Annotated in this window: 15 protein-coding genes; 13 read left to right on the plus strand and 2 right to left on the minus strand. The window is 41.0% G+C overall.

Annotation, left to right across the window (positions count from 1 at the left end; translation table 11 throughout):
- The first annotated feature begins 97 nt into the window (after nucleotides 1-97).
- From A5868_RS05945 to eno, 3 genes are all read left to right on the plus strand, one after another.
- A complete protein-coding gene (locus A5868_RS05945) occupies nucleotides 98-1,288 on the plus strand; it encodes a phosphoglycerate kinase (protein ID WP_010781119.1) in 1,191 nt (396 codons plus the stop codon).
- A 106-nt stretch (nucleotides 1,289-1,394) separates the two neighbouring features.
- Nucleotides 1,395-2,150, plus strand: coding sequence for a triose-phosphate isomerase (tpiA, locus tag A5868_RS05950; protein WP_086304373.1), 756 nt, complete (start codon nucleotides 1,395-1,397; stop codon nucleotides 2,148-2,150).
- 112 nt (nucleotides 2,151-2,262) lie between these two features.
- Entirely contained in the window at nucleotides 2,263-3,576 is a 1,314-nt protein-coding gene (eno, locus tag A5868_RS05955; protein ID WP_086304371.1) for a phosphopyruvate hydratase, read from the plus strand.
- A gap of 57 nt (nucleotides 3,577-3,633) precedes the next feature.
- Here eno and A5868_RS05960 read toward each other — a convergent pair whose 3' ends face one another.
- Complete coding sequence (locus A5868_RS05960) at nucleotides 3,634-5,253, minus strand: SulP family inorganic anion transporter (protein WP_086304472.1); 1,620 nt, start codon at nucleotides 5,251-5,253, stop codon at nucleotides 3,634-3,636.
- A 225-nt stretch (nucleotides 5,254-5,478) separates the two neighbouring features.
- Here A5868_RS05960 and A5868_RS05965 point away from each other — a divergent pair, with 225 nt between their 5' ends.
- From A5868_RS05965 to A5868_RS06010, 10 genes are all read left to right on the plus strand, one after another.
- Nucleotides 5,479-5,928, plus strand: a complete 450-nt coding sequence (locus A5868_RS05965) for a YueI family protein (RefSeq protein WP_010781088.1) — start codon at nucleotides 5,479-5,481, stop codon at nucleotides 5,926-5,928.
- A 190-nt stretch (nucleotides 5,929-6,118) separates the two neighbouring features.
- Complete coding sequence (locus A5868_RS05970; RefSeq protein ID WP_086304369.1) at nucleotides 6,119-7,729, plus strand: CTP synthase; 1,611 nt, start codon at nucleotides 6,119-6,121, stop codon at nucleotides 7,727-7,729.
- A 178-nt stretch (nucleotides 7,730-7,907) separates the two neighbouring features.
- On the plus strand, nucleotides 7,908-8,777 hold the full coding sequence (locus tag A5868_RS05975; protein ID WP_010781086.1) for a class II fructose-bisphosphate aldolase: 870 nt from the start codon (nucleotides 7,908-7,910) through the stop codon (nucleotides 8,775-8,777).
- Nucleotides 8,778-9,013: 236 nt separating this feature from the next.
- The gene (locus A5868_RS05980; RefSeq protein WP_010781085.1) at nucleotides 9,014-10,285 is read left to right on the plus strand and encodes a UDP-N-acetylglucosamine 1-carboxyvinyltransferase; all 1,272 of its coding nucleotides are present in this window, start codon (nucleotides 9,014-9,016) and stop codon (nucleotides 10,283-10,285) included.
- Complete coding sequence (gene rho / locus A5868_RS05985; RefSeq protein WP_086304368.1) at nucleotides 10,285-11,580, plus strand: transcription termination factor Rho; 1,296 nt, start codon at nucleotides 10,285-10,287, stop codon at nucleotides 11,578-11,580. The genes A5868_RS05980 and rho overlap by 1 nt, the downstream gene beginning before the upstream one ends.
- 99 nt (nucleotides 11,581-11,679) lie before the next feature.
- Nucleotides 11,680-11,946: a type B 50S ribosomal protein L31 gene (locus tag A5868_RS05990; protein ID WP_010781083.1), complete on the plus strand. Its 267-nt coding sequence runs from the start codon at nucleotides 11,680-11,682 to the stop codon at nucleotides 11,944-11,946.
- A gap of 146 nt (nucleotides 11,947-12,092) precedes the next feature.
- Nucleotides 12,093-13,181: a YncE family protein gene (locus A5868_RS05995; RefSeq protein ID WP_086304366.1), complete on the plus strand. Its 1,089-nt coding sequence runs from the start codon at nucleotides 12,093-12,095 to the stop codon at nucleotides 13,179-13,181.
- A 184-nt stretch (nucleotides 13,182-13,365) separates the two neighbouring features.
- Complete coding sequence (locus tag A5868_RS06000; protein WP_086304364.1) at nucleotides 13,366-14,979, plus strand: PTS transporter subunit EIIC; 1,614 nt, start codon at nucleotides 13,366-13,368, stop codon at nucleotides 14,977-14,979.
- A gap of 2 nt (nucleotides 14,980-14,981) precedes the next feature.
- A complete protein-coding gene (locus A5868_RS06005; protein WP_086304362.1) occupies nucleotides 14,982-16,313 on the plus strand; it encodes a 6-phospho-alpha-glucosidase in 1,332 nt (443 codons plus the stop codon).
- A gap of 207 nt (nucleotides 16,314-16,520) precedes the next feature.
- On the plus strand, nucleotides 16,521-17,897 hold the full coding sequence (locus A5868_RS06010) for a gluconokinase (RefSeq protein WP_087654088.1): 1,377 nt from the start codon (nucleotides 16,521-16,523) through the stop codon (nucleotides 17,895-17,897).
- Here A5868_RS06010 and A5868_RS06015 read toward each other — a convergent pair.
- Nucleotides 17,894-18,619 carry a MurR/RpiR family transcriptional regulator gene (locus A5868_RS06015; RefSeq protein ID WP_086304360.1) on the minus strand — a complete coding sequence of 242 codons (726 nt, stop codon included), beginning with the start codon at nucleotides 18,617-18,619 and terminating at the stop codon, nucleotides 17,894-17,896. The genes A5868_RS06010 and A5868_RS06015 overlap by 4 nt on opposite strands.
- Nucleotides 18,620-19,014 lie beyond the last annotated feature (395 nt).

Genomic DNA, 19,014 nt, shown 5'->3' on the forward strand with positions numbered 1-19,014 from the left:
CAGCTCATCGAAAAGAAAACGTTTTGATTAAGCCCTGTCTCTTATACACATCTATAATAATAAAGATTCAAAAAAAATATTTTGGAGGTTTTCTTTCATGGCAAAAATGACAGTTAAAGATCTTGACTTGAAAGACAAGAAAGTTTTAGTTCGTGTGGACTTCAACGTTCCTGTTAAAGATGGCGTGATTACTGATGACACTCGTATTAAAGCGGCGTTGCCAACAATCAACTACATTTTAGAACAAGGCGGAAAAGCAATTTTGTTCTCTCACCTTGGTCGTGTGAAAACAGAAGAAGACAAAGCAGGCAAATCATTAAAACCTGTTGCTGAACGTTTAAGCGAATTATTAGGTAAAAATGTAACATTTGTACCTGAAACTCGTGGTTCTGATTTGGAAACAGCAATCGCAGACATGAAAGACGGAGACGTAGTTGTCTTTGAAAACACTCGTTTCGAAGATATCGACGGCAAAAAAGAAAGCGGAAATGATGCTGAACTTGGTAAATACTGGGCTTCATTAGGCGATGTATTCGTCAACGACGCATTTGGTACTGCTCACCGTGCACATGCCTCTAACGTAGGTATCGCTTCTACTGGAATTCCAACTGTTGCTGGATTCTTGATGGAAAAAGAAATCAAATTCATCGGCGAGGCTGTTGAAGAACCTAAACGTCCTATGGTAGCTATCCTAGGCGGCGCGAAAGTTTCTGACAAAATCGGCGTAATCAAAAACTTGATTCCTAAAGCTGACAAAATTTTGATCGGTGGCGGAATGACGTATACATTCTACAAAGCTAAAGGCATGGAAATCGGTAACTCATTAGTAGAAGCTGACAAAGTGGACTTAGCAAAAGAATTGATCGAAGCTGCTGGCGACAAATTAGTATTGCCAGTTGACTCAATCACAGCGGCTGAATTTTCAAACGATGTACCAACTGAAGAACATACTGGTGATGTTCCTGTTGGACAAATGGGTCTTGACATTGGACCAGAATCAATCGCTTTGTTTGCTCAAACATTAGAAGGCGCGAAAACAGTTGTATGGAACGGACCTATGGGTGTGTTCGAAATGAGCAACTTCGCTCGTGGAACAATCGGTGTTTGTGAAGCCATCGCTAACTTAAAAGACGCAACTACAATCATCGGTGGTGGGGATTCTGCAGCTGCAGCTGAACAACTTGGCTTTGCTGACAAATTCACTCACATTTCAACTGGTGGCGGTGCAAGTCTTGAGTTATTAGAAGGTAAAGAATTACCTGGTCTTGCAGCAATCAACGATAAATAATCTGAGCGAAACAGGCTACACTGCTTTTTCGTGATCAATTGAAAAGAATGTTTTATCTTTTTGATTTGATAACGAGTGGCAAAAAAATGAAAAGGAGCTTTTCTAAATGCGTAAACCCATTATTGCTGGTAACTGGAAAATGAACCTAACTGCTTCAGAAGCAAAAGACTTTGCTGAAGCAGTAAAAAACAATGTTCCTGCGAACGATAAAGTAGATTCAGTCATTGGATCACCTGCTTTATTCTTGCAAGAATTAGTTGAAGCAGCAAAAGGCACTGACTTAAAAATCTCTGCTCAAAACTGCTACTGGGAAAATGCTGGAGCGTTCACTGGTGAAACTTCACCTGCTGCTTTGGCGGATCTTGGTGTGGAATATGTTATCATCGGCCATTCAGAACGTCGTGAATACTTCCACGAAACAGACGAAGAAATCAACAAAAAAGCCAAAGCGATCTTCGCAAACGGCATGTTGCCAATCCTTTGCTGTGGTGAGTCTTTAGAAACGTATGAAGCTGGCAAAACAGCTGAATGGATCGAAGGACAAATCAAAGCTGGTTTAGCTGATCTTTCTGCTGAACAAGTTTCAAGCATGGTTATTGCTTATGAACCAATCTGGGCGATCGGTACTGGTAAATCTGCTGACGCACAAATCGCTGACGAAATCTGCGGCGTTGTTCGTTCAACAGTTGAAGGTATCTACGGCAAAGAAGTTTCTGAAGCTGTTCGTATCCAATACGGCGGTTCTGTGAAACCAGAAAACATTGCGGAATACATGGCTAAAGAAAACGTTGACGGCGCTTTAGTTGGCGGAGCCAGCTTAAAAGCTGATTCATTCTTAGCATTATTAGAAGGCGCAAAATAATTTTTTATAGAAAATTGCTGCTTTTGTTTGCAACTGTCAGCAATTTTCACTAATATTGGTTATAAGGGCTTTTAGCCCTTTAATAAAACAAATTTTAAAGGAGAGACAAAACATGTCAATTATCTCAGACGTTTACGCACGCGAAGTCCTAGACTCACGTGGTAACCCAACAATCGAAGTAGAAGTTTATACAGAAGACGGCGCATTCGGCCGCGGTATGGTTCCTTCAGGTGCTTCAACTGGTGAATACGAAGCCGTTGAATTACGTGATGGCGACAAAGCTCGTTACGGCGGTAAAGGTGTTACTAAAGCAGTTGATAATGTAAACAATGTTATCGCTGAAGCAATCATCGGATACGACGTACGTGACCAAGCTGCTATTGATGCTGCTATGATCGAATTAGATGGCACTCCTAACAAAGGTAAATTAGGTGCGAACGCTATTCTTGGTGTTTCTATCGCCGTTGCCCGTGCAGCTGCTGACTTCTTAGAAATCCCATTGTACAACTACCTTGGCGGATTCAATACTAAAGTTTTGCCTACTCCTATGATGAATATCATCAATGGTGGATCACATGCTGATAACTCTATCGACTTCCAAGAATTTATGATCATGCCAGTTGGCGCTCCTACATTCAAAGAAGCTTTACGTTATGGTGCAGAAGTATTCCACGCTTTAGCTTCAATCTTAAAAGCTAAAGGTCTTGCTACTTCAGTTGGTGACGAAGGTGGATTCGCTCCTAACCTTGGTTCTAATGAAGAAGGTTTCGAAGTAATCATCGAAGCGATTGAAAAAGCTGGCTATGTACCTGGTAAAGACATCGTTCTTGCTATGGATGCTGCTTCTTCTGAATTCTACGACAAAGAAAAAGGTGTTTACGTTTTAGCTGACTCAGGCGAAGGCGAAAAAACAACTGAAGAAATGATCGCATTCTACGAATCATTAGTTGCTAAATACCCAATCATCTCAATCGAAGACGGCTTAGACGAAAACGATTGGGAAGGTACTAAGAAATTAACTGAAGCTTTAGGCGATAAAGTTCAATTAGTTGGTGACGACTTGTTCGTTACAAACACTGAAAAATTAGCTAAAGCAATTGATATGGGTGTTGCGAACTCAATCCTTATCAAAGTTAACCAAATCGGTACATTAACTGAAACTTTCAATGCTATCGAAATGGCTAAAGAAGCTGGCTACACTGCAGTTGTATCTCACCGTTCTGGTGAAACAGAAGATTCAACAATCTCTGATATCGCTGTAGCAACAAACGCTGGTCAAATCAAAACTGGTTCTCTTTCACGTACTGACCGTATTGCTAAATACAATCAATTATTACGTATCGAAGACCAATTGGGTGATGTTGCAGAATACAAAGGAATCAAATCTTTCTACAACTTAAAAAACAACCCATTCATCGGTAAATAATTACGGATACTAAAAGAGCTGCGAGGATTTTCCTCGCAGCTCTTTTTACATATATTTCTAGAATTCTTGATGAAGTGTGGTTAGTGCATGAGCAACTGTAGGATGATGGACAGGTGAATGCGCATCTTTTTCCCATAAATGCTTGAGTTGTGCTTTCACTTCGGGTTGCATAGAGGTGAATATGACCCTTTGATCATTTAAACGTGCGACGGATAAATAATCAGCAAAGATATCTCTGGCAGTCAAATCGATACTAGGGACACCACGGAGTGAAAAAATAATACCTTTTCTATCGATAGCTTGATCGAGTTCTTTCTTTAGCTGGTTTGCTGACATAAAGAACAAAGGGCCGGTAATATAGATAACTGCCCAATCTGTGCCAGCTTCAGAGTAGGGAAGATCCATTCTGCGCCAATCAACTTCTTCTGTAGTAATAGAAATTTTAGCGCTTTTGGCGATGAAGAAAATACAGCCTAATATAATTCCAAGTACGATAGCAATGCTTAAATCAAAAATGATCGTACTAAGCATAGTCGCAAAGAAAAGCAGGATGGCGGTTCGGTTTTTTTGATGGAGCATCGTTTTTATAGTTGACCATTCGTGCATACGCCAGCTTGTCACAAGTAAAACACTTGCTAAAGCCGTCATAGGTATCTGAGACATGATCGGGGCAAAGAGGATCATTGATAAAAATAAGAAGAACGCATGAAAAATACCGGCTAAACGGGTTTGGGCCCCCGATTTGATAGCGACGCTTGTTCGTGCAATTGCAGCTGTTGCGGGAATACCGCCAAAAAAAGGTAAAATCATATTACCGATTCCTTGAGCCACTAATTCCTGATTGCTATCTAAATCTTTTCCGGTCATACGTCCAGCCGAGGCGCCGCAAAGTAAACTTTCGATCATTCCCAGCATTGCGATACTGACAGCCGGTAAAAATAATTGTTTGAGTAATGCAAAATTTAGTGTAGAGAAATGCAGGCGCTCTCCGGTGATTAATGAAGTTGGTATTTTCCCAACTTTTGCGACGGGCAATTTAAAGATGATCGAAGCTAGGGTAGCCAAAATGATAGCGACTAATGAGGCAGGTAAAACGTGAGCCCACTTTTTAGGGTAGAAGATCAATAACAATAAGATAAGAAGACCTAACAGAAATGTTGGTAAATCGGGATTGAAGTTGGAATGATAGCTGAATAATCTCGTTAAGGCATTCTCTCCTACAGAAGTGGTTCCGAAGAAGTTATCGATTTGTCCTAAGGCAATAATGATCGCAATGCCGGATGTGAAACCTGTAATCACTGGTGCCGGGATAAATGAGGTGAGGTTCCCTAGCTTAAATAATCCGGCCAATAATAAAATAGCTCCAGCAATAAAAGTAGCGACCAAAACGCCGGATAAACCTTGAACAGCTATGATACCAGTAAGAATTGCTGCCATTGCGCCTGTCGGTCCAGAAATTTGATAAAACCCACCTGAAAGACTGCCTATAACAGTTCCTGCGATGATGGCAGTGATCATCCCGGCTGCTGCATCGGCTCCGCTGGAAACACCGAAAGCCAGAGCAAGCGGCAGAGCTACAGCGGCTACAGTTAATCCTGCCAATAGGTCCTTTTGGAACTTTTCTCTAGAATAATGTCTAAACTCTGATTGCAATAAATTCGTATAACGTTTGATTATAAAACACTCCTTTTTTAGATACGACAAAAGCCCGTAAAAAACGGGCTTTCAAAGAATAAGTAAAACCACCTTTTACTATAAAAGAGAAGGGATAAAAGTACAATGGTTTTCTTAAAATTTCTATGAAATAATCACTCCATTAAAGGCTTTTAGCAGAGATTCAGCTTTTTTTCACCACTTTTGATATACTTAAATCAAAAATAGGCACATGAGGAAGTGAATAAAATGGCAAAAGATGAATTGCAGCAGCATCTAGACAAGGGAAGATATGGATCTCCACGAATTAATCCAGAAGAACAACGTAAATATCTTGGAACTTTTAGAGAGCGTTGCTTTGTAAGTATGACGATCCGTGAGATGAAGAATAATCAAGACCGGCACTATTTAATTGAAGAAATTAAAAAGCATCCCGAAGGTAAATTGCTAATCAACGGGGCTGTACCAGATACACTCCAAAGTGAGTTTATCGGTTTGGCTTCAAAAAACGCAGCAGATTTTACAATTATCAATGATGCGACTGTCGAGGATGAAGAAAGTATTGGTGTTTTATTGGTCACGGATCATGCGGTGAACGAAGAGATCATCGATATCGAAAAAAAATATCCTTCAGAGACAACGCCTGAATCTGCTGAACCTAAGCAAAAGAAAAGCTTTTTTGGGCGCTTATTTGATTAAAGAAAATTAAGCAACTAATAATTACAGTTGACATTTTTCGAAAGTGTCGGTATTATACTGCTTGGGCACCCTTTTAGTAGGGTCAAGTGTTTAGTGAATTCATAGCTCCCTATTCAGATTGGATAGGGAGCTTTCTTTGTTTTTTCTAGACGTTTCCTGCAAATTAGTATATGAAGGAGTTTTTTCATTTATGACAAAGTATATTTTTGTAACTGGCGGCGTGGTTTCATCAATCGGCAAAGGGATCGTGGCAGCATCATTGGGTCGTTTGCTTAAAAATCGAGGATTGAAGGTTACGATTCAAAAATTTGATCCTTATATCAATGTCGATCCAGGTACGATGAGTCCTTACCAACACGGAGAAGTTTTTGTAACAGATGATGGTGCTGAAACGGACTTGGACTTGGGTCACTATGAACGTTTTATCGACATCAACTTGAATCAATACTCCAACGTAACGACAGGAAAAATCTATTCAGAAGTTATTCGTAAGGAACGTAAAGGCGAATATCTAGGTGCGACTGTCCAAGTAATTCCGCATATCACCAATGAAATCAAATCAAAGATCATGCGTGCAGCGAAGATGACAGATTCCGATGTGATCATTACAGAAGTCGGCGGAACGGTCGGAGACATCGAGTCCTTGCCATTCTTAGAAGCCTTACGTCAAATGAAGGCGGATGTCGGAGCAGACAATGTCATGTATATCCATACAACGCTGATCCCATACTTAAAAGCTGCTGGTGAAATGAAAACTAAACCAACACAACACAGTGTGAAAGAACTACGCGGATTAGGAATTCAACCAAATATTTTAGTTGTACGTACCGAACAGCCTGTTTCTCAAGGAACGAAAAATAAATTAGCTCAATTCTGTGACGTGGCACCAGAAGCAGTCATTGAATCGCGTGACGTTGAAACACTTTATTCCATTCCACTTGCTTTGCAGGCACAAGGCATGGATCAAATCGTTTGCGATCATCTGAAAATTGATGCACCTGTTGCGGATATGGCAGAATGGCGTGCTTTAGAAGAAAAAGTGTTGAATCTCAAGAAAAAAGTCAGGATTGCTTTAGTCGGAAAATACGTGGAATTACCAGATGCGTATATCTCTGTCGTAGAAGCATTGAAGCATTCCGGTTTTGCTTTTGATTCAGATATCGAGATCGAGTGGATCCAATCACAAGAAGTGACCCGCGAAAACGTAGCAGAAAAAATTGGGGATGCAGATGGGATCTTAGTTCCTGGCGGCTTTGGCGATCGCGGAATCGAAGGAAAAATCGAAGCCATCCGATACGCTCGTGAAAATGATGTGCCTTTCTTGGGTATTTGTTTAGGAATGCAAATGGCCTGTGTTGAATTTGGTCGGAATGTTGCTGGCTTGGAAGATGCGAATTCAGCGGAAACTGTCCCTGACACAGCAAATAATATTATTGATTTGATGGCAGACCAAGAAAATATCGAAAACTTGGGTGGCACACTGCGTCTTGGCTTGTATCCTTGCAAACTGAAAAAAGGAACGACGACGGCAGCAGCATATGCAAATGAAGAAGTGATCCAAGAGCGTCACCGTCACCGTTATGAATTTAACAATCAATACCGTCAATTATTCGAGGATAAAGGACTTGTTTTCTCAGGTGTTTCTCCTGACAATCGTTTAGTTGAAATCGTTGAAATACCTGAAAATAAATTCTTTGTTGGGTGTCAATTCCATCCAGAATTAATCTCTCGTCCAAATCGTCCTCAACCATTAATCAAAGCGTTCGTTGGGGCATCATTGGAAAGCAAAGAAGCAAAATAGTAAATTTGACTGAAAAGTGGTTACGCTTTTCAGTCTTTTTTACAAAAAAGTTGAAATGTAAAGGTTTTATCGGAAGGTTTGCAGTAGCAAAGATGACGAAACTTTGATAGAATTAACACGTTAGTTAAGCATGGCTTAACCAAATGTAAAATAGTAAAAACACTAGGAGGAATTTTTTATGCCAGTAGTATCAGGAGCAGAATTCTTGAAAGCAGCACGTAAAGGCGGATATGCAGTTGGTGGATTTAACACGAATAACTTAGAATGGACACAAGCTATTCTAAAAGCTGCAGAAGCTAAAAAAGCACCCGTTCTTATCCAAACTTCAATGGGCGCTGCAAAATACATGGGTGGCTACAAAGTTGCTAAAGACATCATCTGTAACTTAGTAGATTCAATGGGTATCACTGTACCAGTTGCAATCCACTTAGACCATGGTGACTACGAAGCTGCTTTGGAATGTATCGAAGTTGGCTATACTTCAATCATGTTTGATGGTTCTCATCTTCCATTTGAAGAAAACTTGAAATTGGCTAAAGACGTTGTTGAAAAAGCTCACGCTAAAGGAATCTCTGTAGAATGTGAAGTTGGTTCAATCGGTGGTGAAGAAGACGGAATCATCGGCGCTGGCGAATTAGCTGACGTGGACGAATGTGTACAAATGGTTGCTACAGGTATCGACTATTTAGCATGTGGTATCGGTAATATCCACGGTGTGTACCCTGAAAACTGGAAAGGGTTAGCATTTGACCACTTACAAGAAATCGCGAATGCTGTAGGTTCTGATGTTCCTTTAGTATTACATGGTGGATCAGGTATTCCTCAAGAACAAATCCAAAAAGCAATCTCAATGGGCGTTTCTAAAGTGAACGTTAACACTGAATTCCAATTATCATTTGCTAAAGCAACTCGTGAATATATCGAAGCTGGTAAAGATAAAGAAGGAAAAGGCTTTGACCCTCGTAAATTGTTGGCACCAGGTGTTGCTGCAATCGTTAAAGACGCTGAAGAACATATCGACTGGTTCGGTTCAGCTAACAAAGCTTAATTTTTGATTCTTATGACCTCGAAGCATCTGCTTCGAGGTTTTTTTGTGTGAAAGAAACCATGTAGAAAGTCGATATTTTAAGTAAAATAGTTATTTTATAACGTATTTTCTCGGCGGAAGGCAGGCCTGATTATTTTCTGTTGAATTTTGAGAATGCTTCCTTTTTATACAGTCAATAATATGCTAGAATGGATAATGGTCTATAAACTTCAAAATAATTAATTAGGTGAAAATACATGAAAAAAATCGAAATCCATGGCGGAAAGCCATTATCAGGTAATATAACGATCAGCGGTGCAAAAAACAGTGCAGTGGCACTTATTCCAGCAGCAATTATGGCAGACTCGCCAGTAACATTGGAAGGCGTGCCAGATATTCAAGATGTACACTCATTGATTGAAATCTTAGAAATTATGGGAGCAACGGTTTCTTTTGAAGACAATCGAATGGTCATTGATCCAAGTAATGTTGTTTCCATTCCAATGCCAAGTGGAAAAATCAATTCTTTGCGCGCTTCTTATTATTTTATGGGAGCGTTGGTAGGTAAATTTGGCGAAGCAGTGGTTGGACTTCCAGGGGGATGCTTCTTAGGCCCTCGTCCGATCGATCTGCATATCAAAGGGTTTGAAAGCTTGGGAGCGGATGTTTCGAATGAGCATGGCGTTATCTACTTGCGCACTGATGACGAAGGATTGAAGGGAGATCGCATCTTTATGGATGTGGTTTCTATTGGTGCGACAATCAATGTGATGTTAGCCGCAGTGAAAGCAAAAGGAAAAACAATCATTGAAAATGCAGCGAAAGAACCAGAGATCATTGATGTAGCGACATTATTGAACAATATGGGTGCGAAAATTCGTGGTGCAGGTACGGATGAAATTCGGATCGAAGGCGTCGAAGAATTACATGGCTGCGTCCATTCAATTATTCCTGACCGAATCGAAGCGGGTACCTATTTAGCTTTGGCAGCTGCAATGGGTGAAGGTGTGACGGTTCATAACGTTATTTATGAACATATCGAAAGTTTTATTGCTAAATTGGAAGAAATCGGCGTTGAAATGAATATTTCTGAGGATAGCATTGATGTGCTTCCTTCTAAAAATTTAAAAACGGTGGATGTGACAACTTCGCCATATCCTGGTTTCGCAACGGATTTACAGCAGCCGTTGACACCTCTATTGTTGAAAGCCAAAGGGACCTCTGAAATTATCGATACGATTTATTCAAAACGAGTGAATCATATTCCAGAATTAGTACGCATGGGCGCAGATGCCCGTGTGGAAGGCAACTTAATTGTTTTAAATGGACCTAGTAAGCTGCACGGTGCAGAAGTTGTTGCTTCTGATTTGCGTGCGGGGGCTTGTTTAGTTATCGCTGGATTAATGGCCGAAGGGAAAACTACGATCTTCAATGTAGAATACATTTTGCGCGGATATGATCATATTATTGAGAAACTGACGGCTCTTGGTGCAACTATCGAAATGATCGACGAGGAAGAGGCGGAATAATGAGCGATTATTTAACAATGGCGGAACTGGACAATAAGACGCTAAAAGAAATTTATGCTTATGCAAAAGACTTTAAAATTCCTTATTATAGTCAGATGAATAAAAAGGAATTGTCTTTAGCGGTTATCCGGGCACAGGCAGAAAAACAAGGCTTCTTTTACATGGAGGGAGTCTTAGATATCATCGGTCAAGACGGCTATGGCTTCTTGCGCCCAATCAACTATGGATCTAGTGCGGAGGATATCTATATTTCTTCTTCACAAATCCGTCGCTTCGGCTTGAGAAATGGTGATAAAGTGGCGGGCAAAGCCCGTCCGCCGAAAGAATCTGAACGTTATTATGGGTTGATGCATGTAGAAAGCGTGAATGGCAAAGATCCAGAAGAAGCCAAAGAACGCCCGCATTTTCCTGCGTTGACAGCACTTTATCCTGAGAAACAATTGGTTTTAGAAACGACTCCTGGTCGGCTTTCTACCCGAATGATCGATATCTTCTCTCCCGTTGGATTTGGTCAACGTGGATTGATCGTAGCGCCTCCAAAAGCGGGGAAAACAACGATTCTAAAAGAAATAGCGAATGGTATTACAGACAATCATCCTGACGTGGAATTGATCGTCTTACTAATTGATGAACGCCCAGAAGAAGTAACCGACTTGGAACGCAGCGTAAAGGGAGATGTGGTTTATTCGACCTTTGATCAGCAGCCGCAAAATCATACGCGTGTGTCTGAATTGGTATTAGAACGGGCAATGCGCTTAGTAGAAGACAAGCGAGATGTAGTGATCCTGATGGACAGTATCACGCGTTTAGCACGTGCGTATAACTTAGTCGTTCCACCGAGTGGTCGTACCTTAAGCGGAGGGATTGATCCGGCTGCACTGTACAAGCCGAAGAAGTTCTTTGGTGCAGCACGTAATATTGAAGAAGGCGGCAGCCTCACTATCCTAGCGACAGCATTGGTAGATACCGGCAGTCGTATGGACGATGTCATTTACGAAGAATTTAAAGGAACAGGAAACTTAGAGTTGCAATTATCACGTGAGTTGTCCGAGCGCCGCATCTTCCCAGCCATCGACATCAAGAAATCTGGTACTCGTAAAGAAGAATTATTGATGAGTCCGGATCGTTTAGAAGAGATCTTCAAGCTGCGTAACAATATGACCGGAGATTCATTGGAATATACGTCTCAATTCGTGAATTTTATGAAGAAGACAAAGACGAACGAGGATGTTTTCAAAGCATTCAAAGATGTTTCCTTTGGTGGGAAAACAACGCGTAGAAATCAAAAAAGATAATTGCATTGTCGAATCATTCATGATAGTATATTCATGTTGCAAATTGCAAAAATAACTCTGAACCAGCAAATGATTCAGGGCAAAGGAGCGAAAAAAACTATGAAACAAGGAATTCATCCAGAATATCATCCAGTTGTGTTTATGGACTCAACTACAGGTTTCAAATTCTTGTCAGGTTCTACTAAATCTTCACAAGAAACAGTTGAATGGGAAGACGGAAACACTTACCCTGTAATCCGTGTCGAAGTTACTTCTGACTCTCATCCATTCTACACTGGACGTCAAAAGTTCACTCAAGCAGATGGACGTGTCGATCGTTTCAACAAAAAATACGGTCTCAAAGACGAAAACGCAGAAGAAAAATAAATTCTGTTCAATCAGACTTTGCGAGTTTCCCATTATGGGAAGCTCGTTTTTTTTATATTTATTTTTCAGAAACAACGCTTTAATTGTTCTTTCTGAGAATATCTGCTATGGTTTTTTTATAAATCATGTAGTCAGGAGATTCTAGTATGCAGAAGAAAAAATACGGGGTTCTTTTATGGTTTCTTTTAATGGTTTTATTTCCGGTGAGGGTGGATGCCTCACATCATGGACTGACAGTGGACCAGCAAAAAGAGAAGTTGGAATCATACAACGAATTTTATCAAGCGGCCTTTTCAGGAAAGGAAGAGACGACTGATTTTGGTATGTATAAGATTCCTGGCTTGTACAGTGCAAAAACACTTAGCTTGGAAACGAATGACCTTTCCGAGAGCCGAACGATGACACCACAAGGGATCGCCTTGACGGAAAAATATATTCTTATTTCGGCGTATAGTCATGATCATAAGAATCATTCAGTTATCTATATGCTGGATCGTCAAACGCATGAGTATTTGAAAACGGTTGTTTTGCCAGGAAAACCTCATTTGGGGGGCATTACGTATGATCCAAAGCATCAGCGTGTTTGGGTGACGACTGGCGGCCTTTTTGCAGGGTTATCTTCTATTGACTTAAAAGAATTAGAAGACTATCGAATGCAAGCGGGGCAAGTGGTCTCTTACCATCAGCAAATTTCGTTAAAAGAGGTATCTCACGCTTCCGCAGTCACCTATACTTCAGGGGTATTGGTTGTCGGCTATTTTACGCTAGATGAATATGGACGGATGGCGACGTATCGTTTGGACAATCAAGGGGAATTGACGATTGATTCTCACGAGAAGGTTTCTAGTTTTGACCAAGGAAATCAAAAGAAGTCTGGAGTAACGCCTGTTCCTTCCTCAGAATTTGCCCGTTCGTTGGGTTCATGGAAAACGCTGGATATGATTCAAGGAATGACTTTTTACAAAGATTATCTAGTGATGTCGCAATCTTGGGGACCGGATCGGCCTGGAAAAATATATTTTTTTAACTTAGATAAAGTAGATAATTTTTTCTCTATTAAGGATGCCGCATTTGAGATGGATACACCGCCGTATATCGAACAGATAACGGCAAATAAGGACCAGCTTTTTGCGGTATTTGAGGGAGGTGCGTGGCCGTATCGCACAAGAAATCCGGTCTTGGTGGATCATGTCATTCAGTTGGACATTCCTCAGTTGTTATCAAAGAAAGAATAAATGGGTCGACACATTCTAGAATACTAGGCTGAAGGGGTTCCTTAAAGGTGGAATCCCTTTTTATATTAGGAAGTATGAAACCTGTTTCAAATCGTGAAACGAGTTGAGTTGTAAGCGGTATCTATTTCATTTTAAAAAGGTGCCTCGTATACTAAACACATCATAAAAAGAGGGAGATAAAAAAATGAAAGCGAAAATCATGGATAGCATGCAGAAATTTTCGAAAGCGATGTTTGTTCCAGTTCTGATCTTGCCAATAGCGGGTATTTTGATCGCCATTGGGAATGTTTTTACCAATCCGCGACTGATTGAAACGTTTAGTTTTTTAGATAATCCGATTACTATGGGATTCGGAAGTATTTTATCGGCGGCGTTATTGCCTGTATTGACAAATCTTGGTGTCATTTTCTGTGTAGGAATCGCATTAGGGTTGGCAAATAAGAAAAAAGCGGAAGCCGCGTTTACTGCATTACTTGGTTATTTAGTGTTTCTCTACGCTATGAATAAATTTATGGAATTACGGGAAATGCTCGTGGCACCGGATCAATTGCAGGGTTCAGGGCAAGCTTTGGTATTGGGTGTTCAGGTGCTGGACATGGGCGTGTTTCTTGGAATTATTCTTGGGATCGTCGTAGCGCTGATCCACAACCGATTTATTGATACGACATTCAATAATGCGTTTCAAGTATATGGCGGCGCGCGATTCGTCTTTATTGTTTTAATTCCTGTCTTGGTAATAGCTGCCATCGTATTTTCCTTTGTGTGGCCTGTCATTCAGCAAGGAATCGATGGATTAGGCGGTGTGATTCAACGGACAGGGAACTTTGGTATCTTCCTCTATGGAACCTTGGAACGTTTGCTGATACCGACTGGACTGCATCATTTAGTCTATACCCCATTTTTATATACATCTCTTGGGGGTGTGGCGGAAGTTGGCGGACAAGTATTCGAAGGGGCACGAAATATTTATTTTGCTGAAATTGCCGATCCAGCGGTTCGCGTCCTTTCACAAAGCGTGATTTGGGATGCACGGGGTATTTCAAAAATGTTTGGATTGATTGGCGCGTGTCTAGCCATGTATCAAACAGCGAAGCCAGAAAATAAATTTAAGGTAAAAGCGATCCTGATTCCTGCCGTAGTCACATCATTTATTGCTGGAGTGACAGAACCGATTGAATTTTCGTTTATGTTTGTCGCACCATTATTATTTGTGATCCATTCTGCCTTAAGCGGTCTAAGCATGGTAGCCTTAAATATTTTTGGCTCTCGAGCAATCGGTCCAAATGGTTTTATTGACTTTTTACTATATAACATTCCTTTAGGAACAGAGAAAACCCGTTGGCCCATCTATCTTCTCGTGGGAGTCGCCTTTTTCTTTATCTATTACTTCCTATTCCGTTTCTTGATTCTTAAGTTCAATTTCAAGACTGTTGGACGGGAAGACAATGAGCAAGAAACAAAGCTGTATTCGAAAAAGGAATACAACGATAAAAAAGCGGCTATACCCGCAAATGGTGCGATGGCTGTTACGGCTTCTGAGGACGCACTCTCCGAAAAAATCGTTGAAGGTTTAGGCGGCGCGGACAACATCAAAACGATCGATAATTGTTATACTCGCCTGCGATTGAAGCTGGCAAAACCGGAACTTGTGGATGAAGGCTTATTGAAGAATCAGACACAGGCAAAAGGTGTGATCAGCAACGGAGAGACTGTGCACGTAGTTTATGGATTGACCGTTCCCCAGGTTCGGGAAAAACTTGAAAAATACTTAGGCAGAGAAAATAAAGGAGACGAGTGATAATGAAAAAATTTTCAGTAGTGATCGCGGGTGGAGGGAGCACCTTTACTCCAGGAATCGTCATGATGATGTTAGATAATTTAGAACGCTTCCCATTAAAGAAATTAAAATTGTATGACAATGATGGCGACCGCCAGGGGATACTTGGAGAAGCGTTAGAAATTCTATTAAAAGAACAGGCACCGGAAATTGAGTTTTCCTATACGACAGATCCAGAAGCGGCATTTTCTGATGTTGACTTTTGTATGGCTCATATTCGCGTAGGGAAATATGCGATGCGGGAAAAAGATGAAAAGGTCCCATTGCGTCACGGAGTATTTGGTCAAGAAACCTGCGGACCTGGAGGGATCGCCTATGGTATGCGGAGTATCACGGGAATGTTGGAGATCATCGACTATATGGAAAAATATTCTCCAGACTGCTGGATGCTGAATTATTCGAATCCAGCCGCTATCGTAGCTGAAGCTTGCCGCGTTATGAGACCAGAATCAAAGGTTCTTAATATTTGTGATATGCCCGTAGGAACACTGAGACGGATGTCACAAATCATTGGTAAAGCTCCCGAGGAATTAGAAGTTCGTTATTTTGGCTTAAATCATTTTGGCTGGTGGACCAGTGTTAAGGATACGGAGGGCTATGAATACATTGATCAAATCCGGAACTATGTCTCTGAGCATGGGTATTTGACTCAAATCGAGGTAGACACCCAACACACCGATCCAAGCTGGCAAGAGACCCATAAGAAAGCAAAAGATATCTTAGCGGTAACACCGGACTATTTACCAAACACGTATCTAAAATATTATTTGTATCCCGACTACGTATTTGAACACATGAAGGATCATCCTGAATTTACTCGTGCAAATGAAGTCATGCAAGGACGAGAGAAAACGGTATTTGATCACGCGCAACAAATCATTGCGAAGGGAACAGCAGAAGGTATCGCCTTCGACATCGATGCCCACGCAACATTTATCGTAGATTTAGCCCGTGCAATTGCCTTCAACACCCATGAGCGCATGGTAATGATTGTTGAGAATAATGGTGCGATTGCCAATTTTCCTGATGACGCGATGGTGGAAGTCCCATGTATTGTAGGAACAGACGGGCCCGAAGCATTGACCCAGGGAAAAATCCCAGCCTTTCAACAAGCGATGATGTTCCAGCAAGTCACGGTTGAAAAATTAGTCGTTGAGGCTTATGTAGAAAATAGTTATCAAAAAATGTGGCAAGCGTTGACTTTATCGAAGACGGTACCAAGTGCCCAAGTAGCGAAGGAATTACTGGATGATTTAATCATTGAAAATGCAGGTATTTGGCCAGAGTTGCACTAATTTTAAAGGATCTAACAGCAATGAGGGATAGATGCGTTGTTGTTAGGTTCTTTTTTTTCATCAGGAGGGGAAATGTGGGGACTGGAGGAAGCATCACGCGCCGTCGCTTATGACGGGCTTTACATCAGAGGATTGTGATAAGATAGGTGAGAAACGTGGCGCAGTATTGCGCACTCAGTTTGGCGGCTGCGCCTTTGTAAAGGATGAATGATTTTGTCAGTATTTTTAGGAATAGATATAGGAACAACAGCGATCAAGTTAGGTGTGATACAAGAGAACGAATTGCTTTATGCAAGCGATTTGCCTATTCAAACCTATGGGAATGATCGGATCAAGTATCAAAAAGGGGAAGAATTGCTGTCGATTTTGCAAAGCGGTCTTTTGGCGATTCCCGCTTGGATTCGGAGGCAGGTTGATACGATTAGCTTCAGCACCGCCATGCATAGTCTAATGCCTGATGACGGAAAAAAACAGATTTTTTTATGGTCAGACCTGCAAGCTTCAAAAGTTATTGCCCGTTTTCGAAAGACAGATGAAGCAGCTCGCTTCTATTCTCTATCCGGGACACCCATCCATGCCATGTCTCCATTTGCTAAATTGCTGTACTTTAAAGAAATGAACCTGTATCCTGCGGAGATTCATTGGTATGGACTGAAGGAACTAGTCATGGATTACTTTACAGGAAAACCCATTATTGATTATGCTACAGCATCGGCCACAGGTCTATTCGATTTACGAGAAAAGCAATGGAGCAAAGAGATCTTGGCATATCTTGGTCTTAAAAGAGATCAGCTTGCGACATTGGCAGATACGACAGAGTCATTTGAAATGGTGGCGAGCAAGCGGGAGCTATTCGATTTTTCCTCCAACATTCGCGTAGTTGTCGGCGCAAGCGATGGGACCTTGGCTGCGTATGCCAGTTATTATGCTACTGGAAGAACTGCAAGCTTGACGATCGGTACCAGTGCGGCGGTTCGTCAGATCACTAAAAAGATATATTTGGATCAAAAAAAACAAAATTTTTGTTATTACTTAAATGAAGAGGTGTTCGTGAGCGGCGCGCCTTCCAATAATGGCGGGATTGTTTTGGCTTGGGCGGCAGATCAGTTGGCAGAAGATCCCAAGACTTTTTTCGAGATGTTGCCGCAACTATTAGAGTTGACGGAGCCTGGCGCGAAGGGTCTGCGTTTTTGGCCTTTCTTGAATGGTGAGCGGGCACCCTATTGGAGCAATGACATAAAAGGCGGCTTTTACGATTTGACGTTGCAGCACACTAAAAAAGAAATGCTGCGGAGTGTGATCGAAGGAATGTTAATGAACGTTCGTCAACTAATCGATTTAGTAGCACCTGGAGAAGAGTTATCCGTAAGCGGCGGTTTTTTTCAAACTTCGGTTTTGGGACAATTAGCCGCAGACATTTTTGGGACAACCTGTTACTATGCGCAAGAAAACGAACCTATTTTTGGGTTGTACTATTTGTTAGAAGAGCCTGAGCTACTGATTGAAGAGAGTCAGCAAATCGTCTATCCCGATCCGAAAAACCACGATATTTATCGACAGCTCGCTCAGATCTATTTTCTTTAGTCTATAGCCGTAAACTCTTGGACGATGTATTCCATCAGCAACAGTAATTTACCAAAAAAGCTGTTGTATTTGATATTTTGGCTGTCCATCGGGCGTTCATCTGCAACTTCAAAAATAATAGAGGCAGCTTCTGTCCCACGAGAGTGACTATTTCCTGTAAATAAAATGGTTGGAATGTTGTGTTCGCTGGAAAAGTGCATTTTTTCTATTACCTTTTGAGTCTCCCCAGATTTGGAGATCACGATCAGCATATTGATATTTTCGGCATTGTTATTAATGATGCCGGATGAATCTGCTGCGTTAACAAAAAGTGTTTTTATCCCATTCACCAGTAGTTTTTTATAGAGATACTCAGCGATGATACTCGAAAAACCGGTGGCGTAGATCGTAATGAATTTCTCCTGATTTTTTCGATAAATTTGCTTCATATCCTGGATGGAAGGGGCGAGTTTATCAGTAGGAATTGAGATATCGACCGTTGCTTCAACAAACTGATTTTGCGGTCGGTATTGATTTTTTAAAAAGAAAAACAATTCTAAATATCCGGAAAAATCTAATTTCTGTGCCAACCGCACGATTGTCGCTGGGGATGTATACAGTGTTGCAGCAATCTTTCTTAAGGAGACTCCATCGAGCTCATGGACGTGTTTGGCTAAATAAGTCAAAATCGCTCGATCGTTGTCAGATAATTGTTTTCCTTTTGTAACCAATTCTAAATCCATTCTTGTACCTCCTAAATTGAAAAACAAACGCTTCCTTTTGTATTATACACTAAGGATCGTAAAAAAATGTGGAGCACAATCAATCGAATTCAACTGCTTTATTTTTCGCTGCTGCAATGAGAAAATTTTCAAAATATTGGGATTAGAAAAAAAGCAGTATTTACACTCCCTTTAATGGAGAAGAGTTGGTAAGAAAGCCTGCGGATGTCTTTAGTCCGGTGGTTCCATAAGGTCAGTGACTAAAATTCGGTGAGCCGAGGCAATTTTGAAGTAAAGGGAAGAAATTTATGTTACAGAAGCTTTCTTGATAGAGAGCTTTTTTAGTATCTTTAATTGTCTAATCAAATATATTTTGCCAAGAAAAGTCGGATTAATTTATAAAGTTGACACTATAG

This window comes from Enterococcus sp. 12F9_DIV0723 (assembly GCF_002174375.1).
In the GTDB taxonomy this organism is placed as follows: domain Bacteria; phylum Bacillota; class Bacilli; order Lactobacillales; family Enterococcaceae; genus Enterococcus_A; species Enterococcus_A gilvus.